The 25591-nt window shown below is 61.7% G+C and carries 24 protein-coding genes; 16 read left to right on the forward strand and 8 right to left on the reverse strand.

Features of this window, described 5'->3' with window-relative positions; genetic code table 11:
- Nucleotides 1-313 precede the first annotated feature (313 nt).
- Nucleotides 314-3118, forward strand: a complete 2805-nt coding sequence (locus IGB42_RS05615) for an EAL domain-containing protein (protein ID WP_159668206.1) — start codon at nucleotides 314-316, stop codon at nucleotides 3116-3118.
- 66 nt (nucleotides 3119-3184) lie between these two features.
- Entirely contained in the window at nucleotides 3185-4801 is a 1617-nt protein-coding gene (locus IGB42_RS05620; protein ID WP_159668208.1) for a tetratricopeptide repeat protein, read from the forward strand.
- A gap of 63 nt (nucleotides 4802-4864) precedes the next feature.
- Here IGB42_RS05620 and IGB42_RS05625 read toward each other — a convergent pair whose 3' ends face one another.
- Genes IGB42_RS05625 through ybaK form a run of 3 tightly spaced genes read right to left on the reverse strand, consistent with a single transcriptional unit; the run spans nucleotide 4865 to nucleotide 6388 of the window.
- Nucleotides 4865-5416, reverse strand: coding sequence for a cob(I)yrinic acid a,c-diamide adenosyltransferase (locus tag IGB42_RS05625; RefSeq protein ID WP_159668211.1), 552 nt, complete (start codon nucleotides 5414-5416; stop codon nucleotides 4865-4867).
- Between the two features lie 47 nt (nucleotides 5417-5463).
- Entirely contained in the window at nucleotides 5464-5886 is a 423-nt protein-coding gene (locus IGB42_RS05630) for a M48 family metallopeptidase (protein WP_159668214.1), read from the reverse strand.
- A 4-nt stretch (nucleotides 5887-5890) separates the two neighbouring features.
- Nucleotides 5891-6388 carry a Cys-tRNA(Pro) deacylase gene (ybaK, locus tag IGB42_RS05635; protein WP_174764174.1) on the reverse strand — a complete coding sequence of 166 codons (498 nt, stop codon included), beginning with the start codon at nucleotides 6386-6388 and terminating at the stop codon, nucleotides 5891-5893.
- A 76-nt stretch (nucleotides 6389-6464) separates the two neighbouring features.
- Between ybaK and IGB42_RS05640 the strand changes: the two genes are divergently transcribed.
- On the forward strand, nucleotides 6465-7922 hold the full coding sequence (locus tag IGB42_RS05640; RefSeq protein WP_159669058.1) for a YdiU family protein: 1458 nt from the start codon (nucleotides 6465-6467) through the stop codon (nucleotides 7920-7922).
- A 111-nt stretch (nucleotides 7923-8033) separates the two neighbouring features.
- Entirely contained in the window at nucleotides 8034-9506 is a 1473-nt protein-coding gene (locus IGB42_RS05645) for an inorganic phosphate transporter (protein ID WP_159668217.1), read from the forward strand.
- Nucleotides 9507-9577: 71 nt separating this feature from the next.
- Here IGB42_RS05645 and IGB42_RS05650 read toward each other — a convergent pair whose 3' ends face one another.
- Nucleotides 9578-10519 carry a histone deacetylase family protein gene (locus tag IGB42_RS05650; protein WP_374705045.1) on the reverse strand — a complete coding sequence of 314 codons (942 nt, stop codon included), beginning with the start codon at nucleotides 10517-10519 and terminating at the stop codon, nucleotides 9578-9580.
- A 223-nt stretch (nucleotides 10520-10742) separates the two neighbouring features.
- Between IGB42_RS05650 and IGB42_RS05655 the strand changes: the two genes are divergently transcribed.
- The 7 genes from IGB42_RS05655 (at nucleotide 10743) to IGB42_RS05685 (ending at nucleotide 18754) form a co-directional block, all read left to right on the forward strand.
- Nucleotides 10743-11585: a hypothetical protein gene (locus IGB42_RS05655; protein WP_159668219.1), complete on the forward strand. Its 843-nt coding sequence runs from the start codon at nucleotides 10743-10745 to the stop codon at nucleotides 11583-11585.
- Nucleotides 11586-11614: 29 nt separating this feature from the next.
- Nucleotides 11615-12526: a MoxR family ATPase gene (locus tag IGB42_RS05660; RefSeq protein ID WP_159668222.1), complete on the forward strand. Its 912-nt coding sequence runs from the start codon at nucleotides 11615-11617 to the stop codon at nucleotides 12524-12526.
- Nucleotides 12527-12538: 12 nt separating this feature from the next.
- On the forward strand, nucleotides 12539-13498 hold the full coding sequence (locus IGB42_RS05665; RefSeq protein ID WP_159668225.1) for a DUF58 domain-containing protein: 960 nt from the start codon (nucleotides 12539-12541) through the stop codon (nucleotides 13496-13498).
- A complete protein-coding gene (locus IGB42_RS05670) occupies nucleotides 13495-15438 on the forward strand; it encodes a DUF3488 and transglutaminase-like domain-containing protein (protein WP_159668228.1) in 1944 nt (647 codons plus the stop codon). Before IGB42_RS05665 ends, IGB42_RS05670 begins: the two co-directional genes overlap by 4 nt.
- A 57-nt stretch (nucleotides 15439-15495) precedes the next feature.
- Nucleotides 15496-16602: a ferrochelatase gene (hemH, locus tag IGB42_RS05675; RefSeq protein WP_159668231.1), complete on the forward strand. Its 1107-nt coding sequence runs from the start codon at nucleotides 15496-15498 to the stop codon at nucleotides 16600-16602.
- 69 nt (nucleotides 16603-16671) lie between these two features.
- A complete protein-coding gene (locus tag IGB42_RS05680) occupies nucleotides 16672-17370 on the forward strand; it encodes a response regulator transcription factor (protein ID WP_159668234.1) in 699 nt (232 codons plus the stop codon).
- A complete protein-coding gene (locus tag IGB42_RS05685) occupies nucleotides 17357-18754 on the forward strand; it encodes a sensor histidine kinase (protein WP_159668238.1) in 1398 nt (465 codons plus the stop codon). The genes IGB42_RS05680 and IGB42_RS05685 overlap by 14 nt, the downstream gene beginning before the upstream one ends.
- Before the next feature lie 66 nt (nucleotides 18755-18820).
- On the opposite strand, the gene IGB42_RS05690 is transcribed toward IGB42_RS05685, so the two are convergent.
- Genes IGB42_RS05690 through IGB42_RS05700 form a run of 3 tightly spaced genes read right to left on the reverse strand, consistent with a single transcriptional unit; the run spans nucleotide 18821 to nucleotide 20447 of the window.
- Nucleotides 18821-19435: a CoA pyrophosphatase gene (locus IGB42_RS05690; protein WP_159668242.1), complete on the reverse strand. Its 615-nt coding sequence runs from the start codon at nucleotides 19433-19435 to the stop codon at nucleotides 18821-18823.
- Nucleotides 19432-20052 (reverse strand): trimeric intracellular cation channel family protein, encoded by a 621-nt coding sequence (locus IGB42_RS05695; protein WP_159668245.1) that lies wholly within the window; start codon nucleotides 20050-20052, stop codon nucleotides 19432-19434. Before IGB42_RS05695 ends, IGB42_RS05690 begins: the two co-directional genes overlap by 4 nt.
- 47 nt (nucleotides 20053-20099) lie before the next feature.
- Entirely contained in the window at nucleotides 20100-20447 is a 348-nt protein-coding gene (locus IGB42_RS05700; protein ID WP_159668248.1) for an Hpt domain-containing protein, read from the reverse strand.
- 147 nt (nucleotides 20448-20594) lie between these two features.
- Here IGB42_RS05700 and metG point away from each other — a divergent pair, with 147 nt between their 5' ends.
- From metG to IGB42_RS05720, 4 genes are all read left to right on the forward strand, one after another.
- Nucleotides 20595-22613, forward strand: coding sequence for a methionine--tRNA ligase (metG, locus tag IGB42_RS05705; protein WP_159668251.1), 2019 nt, complete (start codon nucleotides 20595-20597; stop codon nucleotides 22611-22613).
- Between the two features lie 70 nt (nucleotides 22614-22683).
- Nucleotides 22684-22827, forward strand: coding sequence for a DUF3096 domain-containing protein (locus tag IGB42_RS05710; protein WP_159668254.1), 144 nt, complete (start codon nucleotides 22684-22686; stop codon nucleotides 22825-22827).
- On the forward strand, nucleotides 22817-23101 hold the full coding sequence (locus IGB42_RS05715) for an acylphosphatase (protein ID WP_159668257.1): 285 nt from the start codon (nucleotides 22817-22819) through the stop codon (nucleotides 23099-23101). Before IGB42_RS05710 ends, IGB42_RS05715 begins: the two co-directional genes overlap by 11 nt.
- 53 nt (nucleotides 23102-23154) lie before the next feature.
- Nucleotides 23155-23646 (forward strand): gluconokinase, encoded by a 492-nt coding sequence (locus tag IGB42_RS05720; protein WP_159668260.1) that lies wholly within the window; start codon nucleotides 23155-23157, stop codon nucleotides 23644-23646.
- 36 nt (nucleotides 23647-23682) lie between these two features.
- Here the strand turns inward: IGB42_RS05720 and IGB42_RS05725 are convergent, their stop codons facing one another.
- A complete protein-coding gene (locus tag IGB42_RS05725) occupies nucleotides 23683-24162 on the reverse strand; it encodes a WbuC family cupin fold metalloprotein (RefSeq protein WP_159668263.1) in 480 nt (159 codons plus the stop codon).
- Nucleotides 24163-24409: 247 nt separating this feature from the next.
- Between IGB42_RS05725 and IGB42_RS05730 the strand changes: the two genes are divergently transcribed.
- Nucleotides 24410-25501, forward strand: a complete 1092-nt coding sequence (locus tag IGB42_RS05730; RefSeq protein ID WP_159668266.1) for a DUF2863 family protein — start codon at nucleotides 24410-24412, stop codon at nucleotides 25499-25501.
- Nucleotides 25502-25591 lie beyond the last annotated feature (90 nt).

A 25591-nucleotide genomic window follows, 5' to 3' on the forward strand; every position in this document is an offset into this window, starting at 1 on the left:
CTCCCCGCCCTCCCCGCCCTCCCCGCCCTCCCCGCCGCTCGTCCCGCCAGGAACAAACCCGCGCGCAGTGGCATATAGTGATCGATGACAGCATGCAGTAAGTGCATAAGCATCTGATCGATAACGGCTATTGCATGCCTGCTTGCGCACCAGCGGGCAATTGCCCGGCCGGGCAGGCTGCCACGCCTGTGCGCCGCAGATCAAAATTCCGTGCAGTACATCAGTAAATTAGCAATATTTAATACAATGGCGTTTCCCATCGCCACCCTGCGCGCGGCACAGCCAGCCGCGATGTGCCAGACAGGAACCCTGCATGCCCGCACACCGCCACAACAGTTACCAGAGGCTGATCCTGCTGATCTGGCCTTTTGTTGTCGTGGTCATGCTGCTGGTGCTGGCCGGCATACTCAGCATCAACATCCTGTCTGCGGTACGCGCCTATGTAGCCGGTGAAAGCCTGTGGTCCAAGGGACAGAAAGATGCCATCTATGCGCTGACTCTCTATCTCGATACGCGTGACCCGGTTGCCTACCAGCAATACCGGCAGGCCATCGCCATTCCCAAGGGCGATCATGTGGCGCGGCTGGCCCTCGATGCGCCGGAGCCTGACTTCACAACAGCAAAGCGCGGTTTCCTGGCCGGCGGCAACCTGCCCGCCGACGTGCCGGCGATGATCTGGCTGTTCCACTATTTCCGCGATGTGAGTTATATCGACCGCGCAATCACCATCTGGGGCAAGGCTGATGAATCGCTGGCGGAACTCGATGCAGTGGCAAGCCGGCTGCATGCCGGTATCAGCGGCAATACGCTGGACGAAGCCGGCGCCCGGGCTGCACGCCGGCAACTGGAAGCCATCAATAGCCGGCTGACGCCAATAGAGAATGAATTCTCCGGCACGCTCGGCGAAGCCTCGCACGCAATCCGGGATTTATTGCTTTATGGCAACCTTGCCACCGCGCTATTCCTGATCGTGCTGGCGGTCTGGCGCACCCGCAAGCATCTGGCCGAGCGTGAAAAACTTGAAGACGCGTTGCAGAAAAGCGAAGAGCGCCTGCAATTGGCGGTCAGTGGCAGCCACTATGGCGTATGGGATTGGGATATTCCCAGCAATGGCGTTTATATCTCCACCCAATACAAGCAATTGTTCGGGTTTGCCGGCAACGATGAACCGGTCGAGCTACAGGCCATCATGGCAAAGCTGCACCCGGATGACCAGCAACCGGTCGGCGCTGCGCTCGATGCCCACCTGCAAAGCGGCGCTCACTACGAGCACGAATTCCGCATCCATACCATCGATGGCGAATACCGCTGGTATCACTCCTCAGGGCGCGCCACCCACGATGGCAATGGCCAGGCCATCCGCATGGCCGGCACCTTCGAGGACGTGACCGAACGCAAACGCATGGAAGCGGCGCTGCAGGCGGAACAGGAGCGTGCGCTGGTCACGCTGGCCTCTATCGGCGATGCGGTGCTCACCACCGATACGCAGCGGCGGGTCAGCTACATGAACCCGGCGGCAGAAGCGTTGCTGGGCGTACGCCACACCCCCGGCCTGTTGCTGGAGCACGTTTGCCGGCTGGCCGACGAAGCCCAGCAGCAGAACGTGCTCGACCCCGTTGGCCAGGTATTGGCAGGGACTGCCGCCGATACCGATGGCCGCAACCTGTGGCTGATCCGGCTGGATGGATCGGAAACAGCGGTGCGCCTGGTGGCAGCCCCAATGCACGACGAAGCGGGCAGCATAGCCGGGGTGGCCCTCGCCTTCCACGACATGACGCGCGAGCGCCAGTTCGTTGCCAACCTGTCGTGGCAGGCCAGCCACGACGAACTCACCGGCCTCGTCAACCGCCGCGAGTTCGAGCAGCGGCTGGCGCGGCTGATTGCCGAGCGCCCGCATCGCCCGGCACATCACACCGTGCTGTATCTGGATCTGGATCAGTTCAAGCTCGTCAACGATACCTGCGGCCATGCCGCCGGTGATGAACTGCTGCGCCAGGTATGCGCAACGCTGCAAGGCCATTTGCGGGGCGACGACACGCTGGCGCGACTGGGCGGCGACGAATTCGGCATCATCCTGCAAGGCTGCCCGCCCGAGCCTGCAGAGCGCATTGCGGAAACGCTGCGCGAATCGATCGAGGTGCTGCACTTTGCCTGGGGCAACCAGCCATTCTCGGTCAGCGTCAGCATTGGCCTCGTCGCGCTGGATGACAGTTTCTCCACACTGGAGGACAGCATGCGCGCCGCAGATGTGGCCTGTTACCTCGCCAAGGAAAAAGGCCGCAACCGCGTGCAGCGCTACGAACCGGACGATGCCGAGCTGACGGTACGCTATGGCGAGATGGAATGGGTGCAGCGCATCCACCGCGCGCTGGATGAAAACCGCTTCTGCCTGTATGCACAGGAAATTGCCCCGCTGCACGGCCACGAGGTACGCCATGTGGAAGTGCTGCTGCGGCTGATCGGCGAAGACGGCAGCATCGTGCCGCCGATTGCCTTCATTCCCGCTGCAGAGCGCTACAACCTGATGCCCACCATAGACCGTTGGGTGGTCAGGACCGCACTGGCCACCATGCGGGCGCTGAAGACCGACCTGGTATGCTCGATCAACCTGTCCGGCACATCGATCGGCGACGAAGCATTCCTCGAATACGTGTGCTGCCAGTTGCTGGAAAGCGGCGTGCCGGCCACCTCGGTCTGCTTTGAAATCACCGAGACCAGCGCCATCGCCAACCTCACCCGCGCCACCGTGTTCATCCATGCGCTGAAGGCACTGGGCTGCCGTTTCTCGCTCGACGACTTCGGCTCCGGCATGTCGTCATTCGCGTATCTGAAGCACCTGCCGGTCGATTATCTGAAAATCGATGGTGCCTTCGTAAAGGGCATGCTCAACGATGCATCCGACCGCGCGATGGTCGAGGCCATCAACCACATCGGCCACGTGATGGGCAAACGCACCATTGCCGAATTCGTCGAGAACGCGGGCATCCTGCAGCTGACGCGCGAGATCGGTGTGGATTACGCCCAAGGCTATGCAGTAGCGCATCCCCAACCGTTCGGCGCAACGGATACCGCTGATCAAACCGCCAACCGTTACAACGGCCAAGGTGCCATATTGTAAGTAATGCTGCAGAGCGGGCAAATAAAGCCGATATTGCTAGTAATAAGCAAGTGGATATGGAAGCCGATGCCGGAATTCAATGAAGCCAGGGTCCTGGTCGCTGACGATGCTTCGGTAGTACGCCAGTCGGTACGCATGACGCTGTCGCAAACCGGCATCTCGCGCGTGGATACCGCAGCCAGCGTTGGCGAAGCACGCCGGCGGCTGAAAAACGGCGTATACGACGTGGTGCTGTGTGACTATTACTTCGGTGAAGGCACCACCGGCCAGGAATTACTGGAAGAAATGCGCCTGACCGCAGAACTGCCGCTATCGACCATCTGGTTCATGATCACCGCCGAAGCGAGTTATGAAAAAGTGGTCGCGGTGGCGGAAATCGGCCCGGACGATTACCTGATCAAGCCCTTCACCAGTGCCAAGCTCACCGACCGGCTCAAGGTGGCGTGGGAAAAGAAAAAGTTCTTCCGCCCGGTGTACGACAAAATCGAGCAGAACGACCCGCATGCCGCCATCGAAGTGCTGCGCGACATCCTTGAGGTAGCCGACCAATACCGCAACGATTGCCTGCGCCTGCTCTCCAACCTGCTGCTGGAAACCGGCCGGCTGGATGAAGCGCGCGTGCTGCTGGAAGAAATACTCGGTAGCCGCATCGTGCCGTGGGCGAGGCTCAACCTGGCGCGCGTACTCAACAAGCAGGGCAACAAGTCGCAAGCCGAAGCCACCCTGCAGAGCGCCATCAGTGATCACGGCCAGTACGTGGATGCATACGAGGAACTCGCCAATATGTATATGGCGGAGGGCCGGCTGGACGAAGCGATGGCGGTGTTCGAGAAATGCCTGTCGATGACACCGAACAATGTCACCCGGCTGCAGAAGGCCGGCAACCTGGCCAATATGCTGGGCGATTCGGCCAAGGCGCGGCAGATGCTGGAAAAAGCAGTGACCTGTGGCGGCAATTCATCGGTGCTGGCGCCGGAAACGGTGCTGCAGCTGGCGCTGGCCGCCCGCCGCGACAACGCCCATGGCGATGCCGAGAAGTATCTGAAAATGGTCACCGCCATCTGCCAGCGTGAAGATACGCTGAAGAACCGCGTGGTGGGGACACTGGCCAGCACACTGTTTGCCGGCAAGGCCGATGCGCTGGGCGAACTGGCCGAGCAGGTTTCCCGGCCGGATTTCACGCTGGAGCTGGCAGTAAACTGGATCATGACCGCAGATCAGGTCTGCCCGCCCACGCTTCCGGGCGAGCAAGCCGATGAAAACGTGGCACCGTACCGGTGGCTGGCCGCGCTGGCGCGCCGTTTTGTCACCACCAAATACATTTCCGGCATGCTGGAGAGCGCTGCCAGCCAGCGGCCGGAATGGCAGGCGTATATCCAGCATATCGGCCAGGAAGTCAGCGAGCTGAATCGTGAAGGCGTGCAAATCCTGATGAAAAACCAGTTTGCCGAAGCCATGGCCAAGCTGCTGCCCGCGGCGCAGACCACGTTCAACCACCGGCTGATGCTGTCCGCCACGCACGCCAGCATCAAGGCGCTGCAGGCTGGCCAAGTGCCGGATGGCGAGCGCAAGGCGCTGATCCGCAAAATAGACCTGTTTCTGGAGCGGCTGCAGGGCAACACCGACGAAGGCGTGCTCTACGGCATGCGCAACGAGCTGGATGCACTTGCGGCTGAGGGGTGATGCAATGAGGCCGCCGGCGACTGCAGCGCACCCCAAGCGCGAAACTTCGCCGCGTCGAACCGGCTAGCGGTTCAAGCCCGGCTGCCAGAGTACATCGCCCCTGCCTGCGTGGCGATTGGCGGTGCGCGACAGCACGAACAGCAGATCGGATAGCCGGTTCAGGTACTTGATGCCGGTAGCCGCCAGCACTTCTTCCTTGTCCAGCGCCACCAGCGTGCGCTCGGCACGCCGGCATACGCAGCGCGCCACGTGCAACTGCGCGGCGGCGCGTGAACCGCCGGGCAGGATGAATTCGGCCAGCGACGGCAATGCAGCGTTGAATGTTTCCACTGCGGTTTCCAGCCGGCCCAGTTGCGCATCACTGATGGCCTCGCGGCCAGGGATGCACAGCTCGCCGCCCAGATCGAACAGGTCGTGTTGCACGCGCTCCAGGCAATCGACCACCCCGGCCGGCAGCGCTTCGGTCAGCACCACGCCCAGTTGCGAATTGAGCTCGTCCACCTCGCCCAGTGCCGCGATGCGCAGGCTGTGCTTGGGCACGCGCGTGCCGTCGCCAAGGCTGGTTTCGCCGCCATCACCGCCGCGGGTGGTAATCATGGTAAGCCGGTCGCTCATGCTGTTGCCTTGTGGAGTGTGGGCTGCCTGACAAAAAACAGTGCTGGCTATGCCTGCTTGACCTGCAGCAATGCCAGGTACACCTCTTCTTCATCTTCGAACACATCCGGGCCGCCCAGCTCATACGCGGCCTTCAAGGATTCGACGGCGCCTTCGTGCTCGCCCAGCTCGTATGCGCATTGCCCCAGGCGCAGGTGGATGAAGGGGTTTTCCTCACCGCCGGCACAGTCGATGGCGTCCAGCAGCGCCTCGGCAGCAGCAGCAAAATCGCGCATCTGGAACAGCGTATCGCCGATGGCGATTAGTACCAGCGTACTGGCTTCCCACGGCTCGCGCACCGAGGGCAGCAATGCTTCGGCCTCGCGGTATTTCCTCAGTGCGCCTTCGTCATCGCCGCGTTCGAACAGCCGGTCACCAGCGTCGAGCAAGGCGGAAATCTGGTCGTGCAGGATGGCGGGTAAGGTGCTCATCGGTTCAATCCTGTTCATCGTGCGCGTTGGCCACGTCCACCAGTGTCGGCTTCAGGATGGCAATGATATCGGCTGGCGACAAGCCCACCAGAAAGCCGCGTTTGCCGCCATTCAGGTAGATCCGGTCCAGCGCAGCAATGCTGCGCTCCATATAGGTGGGCAGGGCTTTCCTGGTGCCCAGCGGGGAGGTGCCGCCCACCACATAGCCGGAATGCTTGTTGGCAATCTCCGGCACGCAAGGGTGGATGGTCTTTTTCTTCAACAGGCGCGCCAGGTTCTTGGTAGATACCTCGCAGTCGCCATGCATCAGCACGATCAGCGGCTGCTTGCTGTCGTCTTCCATCACCAGCGTCTTGATCACCGCATGCTCATCCACACCCAGCGCGCGCGCGGAGACAGCGGTACCGCCCTTCTCCTCGTATTCGTACAGATGCTCGGTATACGCAACCTTGTGCTGGCGCAATACGCGGATTGCGGCGGTAACGGGGGCTTTTTCGCTCATGATCCGATTTTGAGGCGGGGAGGTCTGCGAGCGTACAATACCCGACTGGACAACTCAACAATGGCCGATGCTGCGCATGCACACCTTTGCCGACCTGATCGCCAACACCCGCTTCGCCGCACTGCCTGACCGATTTTATAGCCTCGTTGCTCCCACGCCGCTGCCGGCACCGCATCTGGTGGCATGGAACAGCGCACTGGCTACCGAACTGGACCTGCCCGCACAGCCCGGCGATGACCTGCCCGCCTATCTGGTCGGCAACGCGTTGCCCAAGCATGCCGGGCCACTTGCCAGCGTGTATTGCGGCCACCAGTTTGGTGTCTACGTATCACAGCTGGGTGACGGCCGCGCCATCCTGATCGGCGAAGCCCGCGACAGCAGCGGCACGTTGCAGGAAATCCAGCTCAAGGGCGCCGGCCCCACGCCGTACTCGCGCCGTGGCGATGGCCGCGCGGTATTGCGCAGCAGCATCCGCGAATACCTGTGCTCCGAAGCCATGCATGGGCTGGGCATCCCCACCACGCGGGCGCTGGCCATTGCCGGCTCGCCCGAACGGGTATGGCGCGAAACGGCAGAAACCGCCGCCGTGGTCACCCGTGTTGCCCCCACCTTCGTGCGCTTCGGGCATTTCGAATACTTCTTCTACCAGAACGAGCACGATGCATTGCGCGCGCTGGCCGACTGGACCATCACGCATTGCTACCCGGCATGCCAATCAGCAGCGCAGCCCTACCTGGCGTTACTGGATGCAGTGATCGAGCGCACCGCGCTGATGATTGCGCACTGGCAGGCAGTGGGGTTTTGCCACGGCGTGATGAATACCGACAACATGTCCATCCTCGGCCTCACGCTCGATTACGGCCCGTTCGGCTTCCTCGATGGCTTCGATGCCGGCCATGTCTGCAACCATTCGGATGAAAGCGGTCGCTACGCATACAACCAGCAGCCGCAGATCGCGCTGTGGAATCTGCAATGCCTGGCGCAAGCCATGCTGCCCTTGCTGGAACGCGACGATGCCATCGCCGCGTTGCACCGCTTCCAGCCATTGTTCGAGGAAGCATTCAGCGACCTGCTGCAACGCAAGCTCGGTTTCGATGCATGGCAGGAAACGGATTGGGCGCTGGTTACCGGTCTGCTCGAATTGATGCAGGCTGCCGGTACCGACTGGACGATATTCTGGCGCACACTGAGCCACACGCCATCCACGTCGCAGGCACCAGCGGCGTTGCGCGATCTGTTTCTTGACCGCGATGCGTTTGATGGCTGGTTTGCCGCGTACCGCGAACGTCTGCTACTCAATCACGGTGACGATGCCATACGCTTGCCAGCGATGCAGCAGGCCAACCCCGCCTATGTGCTGCGCAACCACCTGGCTGAAGTCGCTATCCGCCAGGCAGAAGCCGGCGACTTCAGCGAAATCGCCCGCCTGCAGGCCTGCCTGGCACAGCCATTCGAAGAACGGGCCGAATACGCCGGCTACGCCGCAGCGCCGCCAGACTGGGCCGACACGCTGAGCGTATCGTGCTCATCATGACCGCATGGTGCATGCCGCACCATTGGCGGGCAGCGGTTTCTTCGTGTGCAGACACGGCTGCACGGATTCTGGGATAATCCGCGCTGTCACATATCCTTCACAGAGTTTCTCATGCTCGATCTTTTCAGCGGGCTGGATTTCAGCATCGGTCTGAGTCTGGCTTTGGCGCTGTTTTTCGTGCTGGCCTTCGAATTCATCAACGGTTTCCACGATACGGCCAACGCTGTTGCCACCGTGATCTACACCAAGGCCATGCCCCCGAACCTGGCGGTGATGTTGTCCGGCCTGTTCAATTTCTTTGGCGTGTTGCTGGGCGGGCTGGGCGTTGCCTATGCCATCGTCCACCTGCTGCCGGTAGACCTGCTGATCAACGTCAACAGCGGCCAAGGCCTGGCCATGGTGTTTTCCTTGCTTGCCGCCGCCATCCTGTGGAACCTGGGCACCTGGTACTTCGGCCTGCCAGCATCGAGCTCGCATACGCTGATCGGTTCCATCCTCGGCGTGGGCCTGATGAACGCCGTGATGCGCGACGCACCACTGGCGACGTCGATCAACTGGCAGAAAGCCATCGATATCGGCCTGTCGCTACTGGTATCGCCACTGGTTGGTTTTGCACTGGCCGGCCTGCTGCTGTGGCTGCTCAAGCGCTACCTGCCGCTGGCCAAGATGCACAAAACGCCGGAAACCCGCCGCGGGCTCGACGGCAAGAAGCACCCGCCGTTCTGGAATCGGCTGGTCCTGGTGCTCTCCGCAATGGGCGTGAGCTTTGTACATGGCTCCAATGATGGCCAGAAGGGCGTTGGCCTGATCATGCTGGTATTGATCGGCATCGTGCCGGGCAAATTCGTGCTTGATCAGGACAGCACCACCTACCAGATCGAACGCACGCGGGACGCCACCGTGCACCTGCAACAGTTTTACGAGCGCCACGCAGGCGAGCTCACCGATTACCTCGCCCTGGGCAAGAACAACGCGAGTGAACTCCCGGCCAAGTTCCGCTGTGAAGCTACACTGACCATGCCCACCATCGCCGCATTGCTCAAATCGCTGGAAGGCATCAAGAGCTACCGCGAACTCACGCCGGAGGCCCGTACCCAGGTGCGCCGCTATCTGCTGTGCCTGGACGATACCGCCAAGAAGGTTGCCAAGTTGCCCGCCGTGCCTGCACAGGATCGCGATGACCTCGACAAGTTGCGCAAGGACCTGACTGCCACCACCGAATACGCGCCGTTCTGGGTGATTCTGGCAGTGGCCGCTGCGCTGGGCCTGGGCACCATGGTGGGCTGGAAGCGCGTGGTGCTGACTGTGGGCGAAAAGATCGGCAAGCAGGGCATGACCTATGCACAAGGCATGTGCGCGCAGATCACCGCGGCGTGCTCGATCGGCATTGCCAACCTGTTCGGACTGCCGGTTTCCACCACACATGTGTTGTCGTCCGGCGTGGCTGGCACCATGGTGGCCAATGGCACCGGCGTGCAGATTTCCACCGTGCAGAAAATCCTGCTGGCCTGGGTGCTGACATTGCCCGCAGCCATGGGCTTGGCAGCCGGGCTGTTCTGGCTATCGGTAAAGCTGTTCGTCTGAGCCGCGATGCAAACGGAGAGGCCACGTCGGGACGTGGCCTTTTTCATGTCTGCATACCGTATCGACCGGCATTACAAACCGGATAGTTCCTTGATATGCACCGCCACGCTGCGCCCGAGCGCAGACAGATCGTAGCCGCCCTCCAGCGTCGATACGATGCGACCTTGCGCATGCTGCTTCGCCACCTGCTTGATCTGCCGGGTGATCCACGCGTAGTCGGCTTCGACCAGACCCATCGACGACATTTCGTCCTCGAGATGGGCATCGAAGCCGGCGGAAATGAAGATGAACTGCGGCGCGAATGCATCCAGCGCCGGCAGCCATTTCTCCACCACCATGTCGCGGAACTGCAGGCCGGTGGTGGCGCGCGGCAGCGGCACGTTCAGCATGTTGGGGCCACGTGGCGTATCGCCACAGTACGGAAAGAACGGGTGCTGGAAAAAGCCCACCATCTGCACGCGCGGGTCATCGCAGAAGATATCCTCGCTGCCGTTGCCGTGGTGCACATCGAAATCGACGATGGCAACGCGTTCGATGCCATGCACATCCATTGCGTGTGCAGCCGCCACCGCCAGGTTGTTGAACAGGCAGAAGCCCATCGCGCGACTACGCTCTGCATGATGGCCGGGTGGGCGTACCGAGCAGAATGCGTTATTCGCCCTGCCCTGCATGATCAGGTCCACCGCGTGAACGCCCGCACCCGCAGCATGATACGCAGCCAGCAGGCTGAAACGGTTGATTGCGGTATCCGGGTCCAGGTGCACGTAACCATGGCCGGGCACCATGCTGGTCAGGCGATCGATATAGGCTTCGTCATGCACGCGCATCAGCTGCTCGTGCGTGGCGGCAGGCGCATCCACATGCAGCAGGTAATCCCACAGCTGCGCGGCAATCAGCCTGTCCTGGATTGCGGCCAGCCGGCCCGGGCATTCCGGATGGCCCTGGCCCATTTCATGCATCGCACAGGCGGAGTGCGTCAGGTATGCGGTAATGCCTTCGTCTGCAGGATACAACGTTGCGTCCCTTCACTGGGGGCGGTGCGCCCCATGCCGATTGTTTCCAGACTGGTGCCGTGGCGCGGATTGATGACCCGGTATAGTGCATTTTCTGGAACGGCGAGTTTACGCCGCGCACCGCTTGCGAACCAGCACCGCATGGCGACTTTGCATTGTGTGACAACGCCTACCATGATGAAGACAGCCCCTCTGCCTCGCTGCACGTGACGAGTACCTGATCATGACGCGTAGATTGTTTGCAACATTACTGATGCACGCCAGCCTGTGCGGCCTGGTGTTTACACAGGCACAGGCGGCAGACCAGGCGGGCACCCTGCGCATCGATGCGGTGCAGTTCGGTGAAGAAGCCACCATCCGCACTCCGGCCGATGGCGGCGATGCCAGCAACGGACTCGGCATCCGGCTGGCGCCAGCACGCTGGCAAAGCGACAACCCGTTCGCCCTCTCCAGCGCAACGCCACTGGGCCAGATCTACCGCAGCGGCACCGGGTTCCGGCTGAGCTACCAGGATGGCAACAACTGGCTGTATTCGGTATCTCCCACGCTGTACCACCAGGACACCCGCCAGCGTGGTGACGAACAATGGGATTTCGGCACCCGTGTCGATGCCAGCCGGCAAATCCAGGCAGGCCTGATCCTGGGTGTGGGTGCGGGCATTTATCGTCAGCTCGACCAGACGCGCGTATTGCCGTATGTGCTGGTGGACTGGCAGATCAGCGAGCAATGGCGGCTGGTCAACCCGGATCAGACCAGTCCCACCGGGCCGGCGGGCGTGGAGCTGAGCTACAGCCCGTTCGATCGCTGGCAATTTGCGGCCGGCGGCGCCTGGAAAAGCGATCGCTTCCGCTTCAATGGCACCGCCAGTGGTATTGGCGAAAGCTCAGGGGTACCGCTCTACCTGCGCGTGGGTTATGCCACGCATCCGGGCTGGAAGGTCGATCTGTACGCAACCGGGCTGTTTGGCGGCAAATTGAACATGGAAGACGAAAACGGTAACGCGCTATCGCCGGATCGCTTTAATATCGACCCCACCATCGGTGTGAACTTCACCGGTCACTTTTAAAGACTGTCCAGTACACAAGAAAAACACGCATGGCTCACCCACTCACCAGCACGCTCCAGCAACTCAACCAGATCATCCTCGGCAAGGATACCCAGCTCAGACTGGCGCTCGCATGTTTGCTGGCACGGGGCCACCTGTTGCTGGAAGACGTGCCCGGTGTGGGCAAGACCACACTGGCGCATGCGCTGGCGGTCAGCCTGGGGCTGAAGTTCCAGCGTACCCAGTTCACCAGCGATCTGCTGCCGGCGGACCTGCTGGGTGTATCGATCTATGAGCGTGATACCGGCCTGTTCCGCTTCCACCAGGGCCCCGTGTTCACCCAGGTGCTGCTGGGCGATGAAATCAACCGCGCGCCACCCAAAACCCAATCCGCATTGCTCGAAGCGATGGAAGAACGCCAGGTCACTATCGATGGCGCCACTTACCCGCTGCCAGAGCCTTTCTTCGTGATCGCCACGCAGAACCCGCAGCATCAGATCGGCACCTTTCCGCTGCCGGAATCGCAACTGGACCGCTTCCTGATGCGCATCGAGCTGGGCTACCCGGATGCCAATGCCGAGCGTGCAATGCTGGTGGGCAGCGACCGGCGCGACCTGATCGCCCAGTTGGGCGCCAGTATCGAGGCAGACGCGCTGCTGGCGGCACAGAATGCAGTGGCAGCGCTGCATATCAGCCCGGCACTGCTGGACTATGTACAGGCGCTGGCACTGGCCACGCGCAACCATGCCGATTTTGCCTATGGTCTGTCGCCGCGTGCGCTGTTGGGGCTCGTCAACGCTGCACGTGCGTGGGCGTGGCTGGATAACCGCGATTACGTGATTCCGGAAGACATTCAAGCGGTATTCCCCAGCGTGGCTGGCCACCGCCTGCCGACACGCGCCAGCGGCAGGCCGGATCCGCGTTCGGCAGCGGAACTGCTCAGCAACGTTGCCATTCCCTGACTGCAGGTGCAGATGAAAACCCCGGCCTGGCTGGAGCGGCGCTGGCAAACCTGGCTGGCGCGCCGTCACCCCGCCAGCAGCGATACCGTTGCGCTGCGGCACAACCGCATCTATGTACTGCCCACCAGCTTCGGCTTTGCGTTTGCCGCAATGACGCTGCTGGTGCTGGTTGGCGCCATCAACTACCAGATCAGCCTGGCGTACGGCTTTGCCTTCCTGATGATCGGGCTGGGCCATGCCAGCCTGCTGCATGGTTTCCGCAACCTGCTGGGCCTGCAGCTGACTGCCGGCATGCCCGAAGCGGTCTTTGCCGGCGAAACCGCGCATTTTCCGGTACGGCTGGACAGCAAGAAATTGCGGCACGCCATCATGCTGGGCGCCGGCAAGAACGAGGCGGTCGCCGTAGTCAGGATAGATCCACCCGGTGGCTTCGATGCCTGGATACCGGTTGCTACCAGCCAGCGCGGCTGGCTGCTGCTGCCCAGTATCCAGCTGGAAACACGTTACCCATCCCAGCTATGCCGGGTGTGGAGTTATGCCCATCTGGCAGCGTGCTGCCTTGTTTACCCTACCCCGGAGGCTGAAGCGCCTTCTTACCAGTTGACCGGCCTCGCGGAACTGGGAGGCAGCGCGTGGCGGCGTGGCGACGATGATTTTTCCGGCCTGCGCCGTTACCAGGCCGGCGACCCGATCCGCCGCATTGCCTGGAAACAGGCGGCGCGCGACGACCGGCTGAATATCAAGCAGTACGACAGCCCGCAAAGCGCAGCCTACAGCTTCGACTGGTATGAGCTGGAAGGGCTGAACGACGAAGCCAGGCTGTCCCGCCTGGCGGCATGGGTGCTGGCTGCAGAGCAGAATGAAGACCGTTATGGCCTCAACCTGCCGGGCAAACGCCTGCCGCTCGATAGCGGACCGATACACCAGATTGCCTGCCTGACCGCGCTGGCGCTTTACGGAAGCGACGCATGAAAACGGCGCTGCGCGACGATCTGCCGAGGCTGCCGCTGTATGGGCTGGTGTTTGCGCTGCTGCTGGCCTTGCTGCCGCATTTGTTGCAACTGGCGCCATGGCATGCCGCCATCGTGCTGCTACCACTGGTATGGCGAAGCTGGCTGGCCTGGCAGGGCAAGGCGCTACCCGCCCGCTGGCTGCGACTGCTATATGCCGCGGTGCTGGTGGGCATCGTGCTGTTGCAGTTCAATACGCTGCTGGGTCGCGATGGCGGCGTCACGCTGCTGGTCAGCCTGCTAGCGGTCAAGCTGCTGGAAACCCGCCAGCGCCGTGATGCCCGCGTCTTGACCTTGCTGGCGTTTTTTGCCACCAGTGCAGCCTTCCTGGTATCACAGGCGTTCTGGATGCTGGCCTATGCGGCGATTTGCGCCATTGCCATCATCGCACAGCTGCGCAGCTGGCAGCGGCTGGACGGCAAGCTGGATGTACAGGAATACAAGCGCGCCAGCTGGATGATGCTGGAAGCATTGCCGGTAATGCTGCTGCTGTTTTTCCTGTTCCCTCGTCTATCCGGTCCGTTGTGGCAAATGCCCGGCAACGACAGCGGCGCCAAGATCGGCCTGGCCGATGACATGTCGCCCGGCAGCTTTACCGATCTGGCACTGGACGACAGCGTGGCCTTCCGCGCAGATTTCGAAGGCGCGCAACCGCCACGCAACGCCCTTTACTGGCGCGGCCCTGTATTCGAATACTTTGACGGACGCAGCTGGCAGCAACTGCTCAATACCCAGCGCAGCACGCCCTCATACGAAGCGCTCAGCCCGGCATTCAGTTACAGCATCACGCTCGAGCCACACAATCGCAACTGGCTGCTGGCGCTGGATCTGCCGGCCCCTGGCGCATTGCCGCAGGGCACCCGGTTAACGTCCAGATTGCAACTGGTGAGCAACCAGCCCGTCAGCCAGCGCAAGCGCGTGCAGATGCAAAGCGTGACGAGCTGGCGCATGACCGATACAAACGTCGATCTGGCCGCAGACCTGCAGTTACCAGCCGGTGGCAACCCGCGCGCGCGCGCGCTTGCACAAGGCTGGGCCGGGCTACCACCCCCGGCACGTGTGGAGGCAGCGCTAAACTATCTGCGTAGCAACGGATTCAGCTACACGCTGGATGCCCCGTTGCTGCCCGGGCAGAACACCATCGATGATCTGCTGTTCAATACCCGCGAAGGCTTTTGTGAGCACTACTCCGGCGCCTTCGTTTTCCTGATGCGTGCCGCCGGCGTACCCGCGCGCGTCGTAGCCGGTTACCTGGGCGGGGAAAAAAACGCCGATTACCTGATCGTGCGGCAAACCGATGCCCACGCCTGGGCGGAAGTCTGGCTGGATGGTCAAGGCTGGCAACGGGTGGACCCGACAGCGGTGGTGGCGCCGGGCAGGATCACACGCGGGATTGCCGGCAGCGTGCGCGGTGCGCAGAACCTGCCTTATCTGTTGCGCGACAACGCAGCGTGGCTCAATGGCATACGCCTGCGCTGGGATGCGGTGGTATATGGCTGGAACCGCTGGGTCATCGGCTATGACGCGCAGCGGCAGCTGCAGCTCTTCGGCCGGCTGGGCATCGATGATCTGGCCTCACCGCGCCTGCTGGCCTGGCTGGGCGGTATTGCCGTACTGTTCCTGGCAATCTATGCAGGACTGCACACGTTGCAAGGCCGCCACAAGCGCCCCGATGCCGCGCAGCGCCTGTGGCTGCGCTTCCTGCGCCGGCTGGCACGCCATCAATTGATACCGGCGCGGGGCGAAGGTCCTGCAGACTTCGCCGCCCGCGCAGCGCGCGCCATGCCTGCGCAGGCGGCAGCCATCCACGCGATCAGCACCGCCTATCTCGCCGCGCGTTACCGGAGCGATGCAGCTGCCCAGGCCGAGCTAACCCGCCTCGTGCCGCCATTCCGGCCCTGATGCAGCAACAGCTGCTATCCTCGGGCCTGCCTTCTTCATCCAGACTGCTTGCGAAACATGCCCCGTTTTCTGCCAGAACCCGAATTCAAGCACGACCAGATCGCCCGCATCGGCGTGCTGCTGGTCAACCTCGGCACCCCCGATGCGCCCACTGCCGCCGCGGTCAAACCGTACCTGGCGCAGTTCCTCTCCGACCCGCGCGTGGTGGAAATCCCTGCGTTCGTGTGGCAACCCATCCTGCGCGGCATCATCCTCAATACCCGGCCCAGGAAATCCGCGCGGAAGTACGCCAGCATCTGGACGAGCGAGGGATCGCCATTGCAGACCTGGACAGCAAAACAGGCATCCCTGATCAAAGGTTATCTGGGTGAACGGCTGCAGGCACCGATCGTGATTAATTACGCGATGCGTTACGGTCAGCCAGCCATTGCCACACGCATGGATGAACTCAGGGCAGCCGGCTGCGACCGCATCCTGGTGGTGCCGCTCTATCCGCAGTATGCGGCCAGCTCCACCGCCAGCGTAGGCGATGCCGTTTTTGCACAAATGCAACGCTATCGCAACCAGCCCGCGATGCGTACAGTGCATCACTTCCACGATGATGCCAGCTACATTACCGCGCTGGCGCAAAGCGTGCGCGACCACTGGCGCATCAACGGCCGTGGTGATCATCTGCTGATGAGTTTTCATGGTTTGCCCAAGCGGTCGCTGGATCTGGGCGATCCGTACCATTGCCAGTGCCACAAGACCGCGCGACTGGTTGCCGAAGCGCTGGGCCTTGCCGCCGGGCAGTACACGCTGTCGTTCCAGTCACGTTTCGGCAAAGCCGAGTGGCTCAAGCCCTACACCACTGCTACCTTGAAGAAACTGGCAAAAGACGGCGTGCGCAAGCTGGATGTGATGTGCCCCGGCTTCGTTGCCGATTGCCTGGAAACGCTTGAAGAAATCGCTATTGAAGGAAAACAGGACTTCCTGTCAGCCGGCGGCGAAGCTTTCCGTTATATTCCCTGTCTGAACGATCAGCCCTTGTGGATCAACGCGTTGGCCACAATGATAGAACGCGAGCTGTCAGCTTGGCTCATGCCGGATTGGCAGCTGGAAACAGCGCAATCAGCCGCCCGGCAAAGCTTGCAACGCGCCCGTACAGCGGGGTATCAAAATTAACTTGGGTATTCCAGAAATTACAGTTAAACTCAGCAGTAAGATTCAACTTACAACCGGAGGTTTAGCCCCATGAGCACCCGGCTTTTTCTCGCCGAAGACGATCTTATTCTGGCGGATGCGCTGAAAACCAGTCTTTCGCAGGCGGATTTCCAGGTCGATTGCGTCAACGACGGCGCACTGTCCTTACAAATCCTGCTGCACAATGACTATGACGTAGTCGTGCTCGATATCGGCTTGCCGAATATGGATGGCCTGACCGTGCTGCGTAATGTGCGTCAGCACAAGCCGTCCTTGCCTATCCTGATCCTGACTGCACTGGATGGTCTGGACGAGCGTGTTGCCGGCCTTGATGCCGGTGCCGACGATTACCTCGCCAAGCCGTTCGAATTTGCGGAACTGGAAGCACGCCTGCGTGCCTTGCTGCGTCGCAGCCAGATCCTGCCGCAATCGGTACAGCAACTGGGCAACCTGCGCCTTGACCGTGCCGGCCAGCGTGCGTGGTGTAACGACACCCCGCTCGACCTGTCCGCCCGTGAACTCACTGTGCTCGAAATTCTGATGTCGAATATCGACCGTGTGGTGACCAAGGAGCAAATCGTTTCCGAACTGGGTTCGGACAACGCCGAGGTTGGCCTGAACGCGATCGAAGTTTACGTGCATCGCCTGCGCAAAAAACTGGAGCCGTGTGGCGTGGTCATCCGCACCATACGCGGTCTTGGCTATCTCCTAGAGAAGCAGCAGCCTTTTGCTCAGGATGCCGCAGGGTAAGTTCTCACTGAAACGGCAGCTGCTTCTGTGGCTGCTGTTTCCGCAACTGGTGCTGTGGCTGGCAGGCGCCGTCCTCAGCTACCAGGTTGCCATTCATTACGCCAACGCAGTCATCGACAACAGCCTGTTGCAGACTGCCCGCGCCATTGCCCGCCAGGTTGAACCCCAGGATGCCGGCAGCGTGGATGACCTCTACAAAGTCGTTCAGCTCCTGATCGACGAAAACCCCGACGACAAACTGTTCTATTCGGTCTGGACCGACAGCGGCAAAGTGCTTGCCGGCAATCGCACCCTGCCCCGCCCGCCGTTGAGCACCGCGCCGCCGGGCACGCCCTATTTCTACAATATCGACCAGCCCAACGGACCGTTGCGCCTGGTATCGATCAATTACCAGCTGGGTGCAGGCGGCAAGTTCCTGCATGTTCAGGTCGGCAAGGGTCTATCCGGCCGCAACCAGCTTTCGCGGGAAATCCTGTTTGCCACCGCCTTGCCGCTGGGCTTGTTGATCGTGGCGATGAGCTTGCTGGTGTGGTGGGGTATCGGTCGCGGCCTGTTGCCGCTGACCCGGCTGCAAAGCCTGGTGGGCAAGCGCTCGGCGCAGGATCTGGCACCGCTGGAGCTGCTGGATGCGCCCGAGGAAGTCCATGCCATCACCAACGCGCTGAACCAGTTGCTGGCCACCACCAACGAAAGCATCAGCCGCCAGCGCCGCTTCATCGCCGATGCCGCGCACCAGCTGCGCACGCCGCTGGCGGGGCTGAAGTCGCAAACCGAGCTGGCATTGCGTGAAACCTCGCCGGAAACACTGCGTGACCGGCTGAACATGGTGCATGCCAGTGCCACGCGCAGCATCCACCTCGTCAACCAGTTGCTCACGCTGGCACGCTCGGAACCGGGCAGCCAGAACGGCATGCCCACGGTGAAGGTGGATCTGGCCAAGCTGATACGCGACTTGACTGCCGAATGCGTGCCGCGCTCGCTGGCTGCCGGCATGGATCTGGGCTGTGATACGGTGCTGGCCACCGCACCCATCGATGGCAACCCGGCATTGCTGCGCGAGCTGTTCATCAACCTGATCGAAAACGCCATCAAGTACATTCCGCGCGGCGGCAGCATCACCGTGCGGCTGGAAGAATCCGCCACCCACTACTTGGTGGATGTGGAAGACGACGGCAACGGCATACCGGATGAACAGAAGCCGCGTGTGTTCGAGCGCTTTTTTCGCGTCAATCAGAACGAAGGCAATGGCTGTGGCCTCGGCATGGCCATCGTGAAGGAAATTGCCGAGCGCCATGGCGGCAGCGTGGAATTGCGCGATGCAGCGCCGCATGGCCTGATCGTGCACGTGACACTACCCAAGGGTGCGGACGCAGCAGGCCGCTAAGCCCGGGTTCGGCATCGGCATACAAGACCACCATCCAAGCCCGAAGTACACCGCACAGCGTAGTGATCAGGTCAGATCACGCGGGCTGCCGTCGATATCCAGCGCGGCAATCAGCATCAGCAACATGCCGGCCGTCGCCCCCCATACCAGCTTGCCATCGTATTCCACGAAATGGCTCACCCCGCGGATGCCACGCCGCTCCACCACGCGCCGCTCGTAGCGGGCCGGATCGAGCAACACGCTGGCGGGCAGCTCGAATACCGCGGCCACCTCGCCCGGATCCACGCTCAATGCGAGGTGTTCCGCGGCCACGCATGCCACTACCGGGGTCACCAGATAACCGCTGATGGTGGCATAGCTGCCCAGCCGCCCCACCACGCTGACCTGCGCCGGGTCGAGGCCGATTTCTTCCTGCGCTTCACGCAGCGCAGCGGCCACCACGTCCGCATCGGTCTCTTCCACCCGCCCACCGGGAAAACTGATCTGCCCGGCATGCGTGGACAAATGCTGCGCGCGCTCGGTGAGCAGGATGGTAGCGCCTTGCGGGCGCAGCACCAGCGCGATCAGCACTGCAGCGGCGCGGTGCGCGCTGTAGTCCGGGTGATCTCCGTCATGGCGCGGCTGGTGCGCGGCCAGCCGCTGATGTAGCCAGCGGGCAAGCTCCGCGCTGGCGGGGATCACCGTTCCACCCTGGGCAAACGGATTTCCCGCCAGTGCGCGATCAGGCGCAGGGCCAGTCCGAATGCGAACAGCGGCCAGTCCACCAGCGGGCCAGCGTAACCCCAGCCGTACAGCAGGAACAGGATGATGGCGACCAGGATAGCCACGGTACCGTAGAAATCTTCGTGCAGGATGAAGGGCACGTCGTTGACCATCATGTCGCGCACCAGACCCCCGCCCACCGCAGTGACGAAGCCCAAAAAGGCCACGCCGAACAGGTTGAGGCGCGCATCGATGCCCACCTGCGCACCGGCAATGCTGAAAGCCACAAGGCCGATGGAATCGGCAACGATGAACAGCTTGAGCAACAGGCCCTTGTTGCGCTGGTGCAGCTTGATCAGCCATACCAGTGCCAGCGTGCCGAAGATGGTGTAGAGCGGCTCGGCATCGAGGAAGATGCGCGGCGTACGCCCCACCAGCACATCGCGGATCATGCCGCCGCCAATCGCGGTCAGCAATGCCAGGATGATCACGCCCAGCAGATCAAACTGCTTGCGGGCGCCGATCAGGTAACCCGATACGGTAAAGGCTGCGGTACCGATCAGGTACAGCCAGTCGAACTGGAACAAGGCGTGCATGGCATCCGGCGCGGGGCTGAAACCGCCAGTTTAGCCGCACGCCGGCGTCATGGCTTCAGGGCAATGCCCAATTGCGTGGCCAGCGCGTGCATACGCTGCCAGTGCGGGGCAAAACCGGCCAGCCGGCCTGCACGCGCTTCCTGCTCCAGCAGATTGCACGAAGCGGACAGTTGCAGCGCCCCCAGCTGGGCGGCAGCGCCCTTGAGCTTGTGGGCAGCCTCGATGGCCAGTTGCGCCTCGCCATTGTGCAGCGCGGCGTCCAGCGCGATCAGGCATTCTTCCTGGGTGGCAAAGTACGCATGAAGCAGTTCGCCGCGCAAATCCATCCCCAGCGTTTGCTCCAGCGCGACAAAGGTGGCTTCGATACTGGCGATTTCGTCCTGATGATTCAGCACCGTTCAACCTGTTGTTATATGATTTTTTGCTAATTTACCGTGGAATACCGAATGAATAAAGCGCGCCGGCATCATGTGTGCACATCGGGCGGTATCGTGGCTGCGGTATAATCGCCGCTTCCCTGCCAAGCCAGAATACAGTCCAGCATGAGCCGCAAAATCCTCGTTACCTCCGCCCTGCCCTATGCCAACGGTTCCATCCATCTGGGACACCTGGTCGAATACGTGCAAACCGATATCTGGGTGCGTTTCCAGAAGATGCGCGGCCATACCTGCCACTACGTGTGTGCGGACGATACGCATGGCACACCGATCATGCTGCGGGCAGAAAAGGAAGGCATCACGCCCGAGGCGTTGATCGAGCGCGTGCATGGTGAACACTTGCGCGATTTCACCGGCTTCCATGTCGACTTCGACAACTACTACACCACCAATTCCGAGGAAAACCGCCAGTTTTCCTACCGGATCTACGATGCATTGAAGAAGGACGGCAAGATCGTCAGCCGGACCATTTCTCAGTTGTACGACCCGGTGAAGAACATGTTCCTGCCGGACCGCTTCGTGAAGGGCGAGTGCCCGAAGTGCGCGGCCAAGGATCAGTACGGCGACAACTGTGAAGTGTGTGGCACCACCTACCAGCCCACCGACCTGAAGAACCCGTATTCGGTGGTATCGGGCGCCACACCGGAGCTGCGCGATTCCGAGCACTTCTTCTTCAAGCTGGGCGAGTGCGAAGACTTCCTCAGGGAATGGACCAGAACACCGGGCAAGCTGCAGGAAGGCGCGGCCAACAAGATGCAGGAATGGTTCGAGGCCGGCCTGAATGACTGGGATATCTCGCGCGATGCACCGTATTTCGGCTTTGAAATCCCCGATGCACCGGGCAAGTATTTCTACGTGTGGCTGGATGCCCCGGTAGGCTACATGGCCAGCCACAAGAACCTGTGCGACCGGCTGGGCCTCGATTTCGACAGCTACTGGCGCAAGGGCAGCGATGCCGAGCTGTACCATTTCATCGGCAAGGACATCCTGTACTTCCACGCGCTGTTCTGGCCGGCCATGCTCGAATATGCCGGCTACCGCACGCCGACCGCTATCAATGCCCACGGTTTCCTTACTGTGGACGGCGCCAAGATGTCCAAATCGCGCGGCACCTTCATCACCGCCGAATCGTACCTGCGCCACCTGAACCCGGAATGGCTGCGCTACTACTACGCGGCCAAGCTCAACGCCTCCATCGAAGATACCGATCTCAACCTGGAGGACTTCGTTGCACGCGTCAACAGCGACCTGATCGGCAAGTACATCAATATCGCCAGCCGCGCCGCCGGCTTCATCAGCAAGCGTTTTGACGGCCAGCTCGCCGCCACGCTCGATTCGCCGCTGCTGGGCAAGCTGCAGGCTGCCGGCAACGATATTGCCGCCAGCTTCGAAGCGCGCGAATACAGCCGCGCGCTGCGCGATATCATGGCGCTGACCGATGAAGTGAACCAGTATGTCGACCAGAACAAACCGTGGGAGCTGGCCAAGCAGGAAGGCCGCGATGCCGAACTGCAACAGGTGTGCTCGATCCTGATCAATGCATTCCGCCTGCTGACCATTTACCTGAAGCCGGTGCTGCCCAAGCTTGCCGGTGATGTGGAGGCATTTCTCAAGGTAGCGCCGCTTTCCTGGGCGGATGCACAGACGCTGCTGCTGGCACACACCATCAACGTGTACCAGCATTTGATGACCCGAATCGACCCGAAAAGCGTGGAAGCCATGGTAGAAGAAAACAAACAGAGCCTGGAACCTGCTGCAGCGGCAGTTGCCAAACCGGATTATGAAATCCCGGACATTGCCGAAACGATCAGCATCGACGATTTCATGAAAGTGGACCTGCGCATTGCGCGCATCGCCAATGCCCAGCACGTTGAAGGCGCAGAGAAACTGCTGCAGCTCACGCTGGACCTGGGCTGTGAAACGCGCAATGTGTTTGCCGGCATCAAATCGGCGTACAAGCCGGAAGACCTGATCGGCAAGCACACGGTGATGGTGGCCAACTTGGCGCCGCGCAAAATGAAGTTCGGGTTGAGCGAAGGCATGGTACTGGCGGCCGGCGGCGATGGCGGCCTGTACATCCTGGAACCGCATGAAGGCGCCAAGCCGGGCATGCGTGTGAAGTGATCCAGACCGGCGCCGTGAGCGCCGGTTTGTTTTTGGCCGATATCGGTGCAATACACTAGAGGAGTACAGCATGAACTTTCACATCAATGCCATCGTATCGCTGATTGCCGGCATCCTTATCCTGGCGCGGCCACAGCTACTCAATTATATCATTGCGCTTTACCTGATCATCATCGGCCTCGTGGGCCTGTTTGGCGGTGCGCATGGCCTCTGAGGCGGCCAGCCGGCTGCGCGTGCATGGTTTGGTGCAGGGGGTGGGCTACCGCTACGCCACGGTGCTGGCTGCGCGCAAGCTGGGCATTACCGGATGGGTGCGCAACCGTACCGACGGTACAGTGGAAATCCATGCCGAGGGTGAGCCAGCCGCGCTGGCTGCGTTGCTCGACTGGGCCGGGAAAGGCCCGGCACATGCCCGCGTGGAACGGGTGGATGCAGCGGAGGCCGCCTTCGAGCATCACGACAGCTTTGAAGAGATTGCCACGCTCTGAATGGCCCCCTTCAACTAGCCCGTATGCAATGAATCGACAAAAGGACCGCAACAATGATCGTGATACTGATGGGTGTATCAGGCAGTGGCAAAACCACCGTCGGGGAACTGCTTGCCGCGCAGATGGGCTGCGGGTTTTCCGATGCCGATGCATTCCACAGTGCCGCCAACAAGGCCAAAATGCACGCGGGCACGCCACTGACCGATGACGACCGCTGGCCGTGGCTGGCGGCAATCCGCGCGGCCATCGAGGCGCATCAGGCACGGGGCGAAGACCATGTGTTCACCTGCTCGGCGCTCAAGGCGGTGTATCGGGACATCCTCGGCAAAGGCGATGCCGACGTACATTTCGTTTATCTGAAAGGCAGTGCGGCCCTGCTGGCGCAACGGCTGGCTGGCCGCAGCGGGCATTTTTTCGATCCGCACCTGCTCGATAGCCAGCTGGCCACGCTGGAAGAACCGGCCGATGCGATCACCGTGGATATCGCGCCACCACCAGCCGACATCGTCACCAGCATCCAGGCGGCATTGCCGCACGCTGAGTAATCCGCACGTGGCAGGCATAGCCTCTACCAACTGCCATCAGCCGGCAAAGTGCGCCAGCATGGATTGCAGGTACTCGCCCACGCTGGCCTCACCCTCGGCAGGCGCCCAATGGGCTTTTTCTCCGCTGCCCAGCGCCTGATACGGCCCGGCCTTGCTCTCGAAGAACACGCAGCCATCCGAGAGCGCCACCACGCTGTGGAATACACCGGCAGGAATATTCACACCAACCACATCGCCACCGGGTTCGATCACGCAGGAGTGCCCGATCCGGCCTGCCGCATCGAAATACAGCACCCCGATCCGCCCGGCCAGCGCAATGATGGATTCGGCCTTGCTCGCATCCAGATGGCAATGCGGCTGTACATAGGTGCCGGGTGCCAGCGCATTGATCAGGCGGTGACAGGGATCGGCATTATCGGTATGGAAATTGCGGTTCTTGCGCAGCCGCGGCGCCTGCAGCGCCTCTGCGCCCAGTCTGGCGAGCATGGCCTGGTCGATGAAAAGGGGATCGGTCATGGTCGTGTCCGGCGAAAAAAAACCCGGAACGCGCGTCCCGGGTTACCAACAACATCTACAAAGGAGAAACCATCAGGACGCTAAGCGCGCGTCGAGACAGAATAGGTACTTTACCCAATCCGCACCAAAATAGTCAAATAAATTCAATGCCTTGCACTATCAGAAAGCGCTCGATGGTACCAGTGTCACATCAGCGACCTGAGCGCGGTGGCAGGGTATAATCACGCTTTGCCTTCCGGTTTGCTCCATGTACCTGCCAGACCCCCGCCTATATCCGCGTGTGAACGCACAGAACCCGGTGATCCGCGCGTTGATGTCCTATCTGACCGAGTCGGATGGCCACCAGGCTGCGCAGAAGCGTTTGCAGCTTGCCAGCCTGCTGGGTGATCTGATCGGCAGCAATGACAATGCCGGGCTGAACGCGGCACTGACGCAGGCGCCTTCGCAGGATGCCTACAAGGTACTGTGGGAGTTGCTGCGTGAAACCGTGGAAAACCCCGCCGGGGGCTGTACCCGCTGGGCGATCCCGTTTGCCATTCCGGTAGTATTGGTGGCTGGCAGTAAGGGCAACGTCACGCTGCCGGGCGAAATCGATGCCGCAGTGGCATTGGATGCGCTGAAAGCGGGCGGCGTGATCGCAGCCGATGCGGATGTATGGCTGTCTGATCAATTGCTGGGCCCCGATCAGCTGGCCGCCGTCAGCGCCACGCAACTCACCCGCTGGCGTGATGAGCTGGACAGCGCTGCCGCCGGCCTGCCACGCCAGTTCGAGCTGGCACCGCTTGCGTTCAAGGACGAAGCGGTGTTCCAGCGCTACCTGGTGGGTGTGGCCATCCAGCAGCGCGGTGCGGAAGCTGCCATCAAGCTCAATACACAGCCCGCGCAATGGACGTTGACGCTGGCGCAAAAGCTGGGGGATGCGCTCAAGACCAATGGCGTGACCTTGTTCCCGATCCCGCGCACGCCACTGGCGTGGCTGGCCGCCACCGAGGCAGGCCGGGTCACGCAGCTGGAAACCCGTTTGCAGGTGGCCACCAGCAATGCGCTGCGCAGCATACGCAGCAACGGCCAGAGCCCGGTTGCCACCATTGCCAGCCACGAAGGCGGCGAAATCCGCATCACGTATTCGATCCGCGAAGACAAGGAGCGCTGGGAGGGCTTCGTATGGCCGCTGGCGCCGCTGGATTCGGCCGAGCGCATCCGCCATTTTGCCGAAGAGCTGTTCCAGGAGTGCCGGCTGGACGATATCCGTGTCATCGACGCGGTACAGCCAGACCAGGATCTCGACGGCCTGCCCTTCTTCGTGACCGCACACATCAAACCGGTTACCCAGCAATAAAAAGGCGCTACCGTTGCGTGGGCAGATGTTGCAATCGGCGCACGGCGTGCAATCACGCCCCTGCGCCAATATCGGACTGGCACCGGGTGC

Source organism: Andreprevotia sp. IGB-42, from assembly GCF_009848685.1.
Lineage (GTDB): Bacteria > Pseudomonadota > Gammaproteobacteria > Burkholderiales > Chitinibacteraceae > Andreprevotia.

What these genes read in the sequence shown, in the direction of transcription:
- IGB42_RS05620 (WP_159668208.1), top strand. Translation starts at nt 3,185, where the DNA reads ATGCCGGAATTCAATGAAGCCAGGGTCCTGGTCGCTGACGATGCTTCG.
- IGB42_RS05670 (WP_159668228.1), top strand. Translation starts at nt 13,495, where the DNA reads ATGAAAACGGCGCTGCGCGACGATCTGCCGAGGCTGCCGCTGTATGGG.
- IGB42_RS05730 (WP_159668266.1), top strand. Translation starts at nt 24,410, where the DNA reads ATGTACCTGCCAGACCCCCGCCTATATCCGCGTGTGAACGCACAGAAC.
- IGB42_RS05625 (WP_159668211.1), bottom strand. Translation starts at nt 5,416, where the DNA reads ATGAGCGACCGGCTTACCATGATTACCACCCGCGGCGGTGATGGCGGC.
- IGB42_RS05695 (WP_159668245.1), bottom strand. Translation starts at nt 20,052, where the DNA reads ATGCACGCCTTGTTCCAGTTCGACTGGCTGTACCTGATCGGTACCGCA.
- IGB42_RS05640 (WP_159669058.1), top strand. Translation starts at nt 6,465, where the DNA reads ATGCACACCTTTGCCGACCTGATCGCCAACACCCGCTTCGCCGCACTG.
- IGB42_RS05665 (WP_159668225.1), top strand. Translation starts at nt 12,539, where the DNA reads ATGAAAACCCCGGCCTGGCTGGAGCGGCGCTGGCAAACCTGGCTGGCG.
- IGB42_RS05630 (WP_159668214.1), bottom strand. Translation starts at nt 5,886, where the DNA reads ATGAGCACCTTACCCGCCATCCTGCACGACCAGATTTCCGCCTTGCTC.
- IGB42_RS05725 (WP_159668263.1), bottom strand. Translation starts at nt 24,162, where the DNA reads ATGACCGATCCCCTTTTCATCGACCAGGCCATGCTCGCCAGACTGGGC.
- IGB42_RS05645 (WP_159668217.1), top strand. Translation starts at nt 8,034, where the DNA reads ATGCTCGATCTTTTCAGCGGGCTGGATTTCAGCATCGGTCTGAGTCTG.
- IGB42_RS05680 (WP_159668234.1), top strand. Translation starts at nt 16,672, where the DNA reads ATGAGCACCCGGCTTTTTCTCGCCGAAGACGATCTTATTCTGGCGGAT.
- IGB42_RS05615 (WP_159668206.1), top strand. Translation starts at nt 314, where the DNA reads ATGCCCGCACACCGCCACAACAGTTACCAGAGGCTGATCCTGCTGATC.
- IGB42_RS05685 (WP_159668238.1), top strand. Translation starts at nt 17,357, where the DNA reads ATGCCGCAGGGTAAGTTCTCACTGAAACGGCAGCTGCTTCTGTGGCTG.
- IGB42_RS05655 (WP_159668219.1), top strand. Translation starts at nt 10,743, where the DNA reads ATGACGCGTAGATTGTTTGCAACATTACTGATGCACGCCAGCCTGTGC.
- IGB42_RS05710 (WP_159668254.1), top strand. Translation starts at nt 22,684, where the DNA reads ATGAACTTTCACATCAATGCCATCGTATCGCTGATTGCCGGCATCCTT.
- IGB42_RS05720 (WP_159668260.1), top strand. Translation starts at nt 23,155, where the DNA reads ATGATCGTGATACTGATGGGTGTATCAGGCAGTGGCAAAACCACCGTC.
- IGB42_RS05660 (WP_159668222.1), top strand. Translation starts at nt 11,615, where the DNA reads ATGGCTCACCCACTCACCAGCACGCTCCAGCAACTCAACCAGATCATC.
- metG (WP_159668251.1), top strand. Translation starts at nt 20,595, where the DNA reads ATGAGCCGCAAAATCCTCGTTACCTCCGCCCTGCCCTATGCCAACGGT.
- ybaK (WP_174764174.1), bottom strand. Translation starts at nt 6,388, where the DNA reads ATGAGCGAAAAAGCCCCCGTTACCGCCGCAATCCGCGTATTGCGCCAG.
- IGB42_RS05715 (WP_159668257.1), top strand. Translation starts at nt 22,817, where the DNA reads ATGGCCTCTGAGGCGGCCAGCCGGCTGCGCGTGCATGGTTTGGTGCAG.
- hemH (WP_159668231.1), top strand. Translation starts at nt 15,496, where the DNA reads ATGCCCCGTTTTCTGCCAGAACCCGAATTCAAGCACGACCAGATCGCC.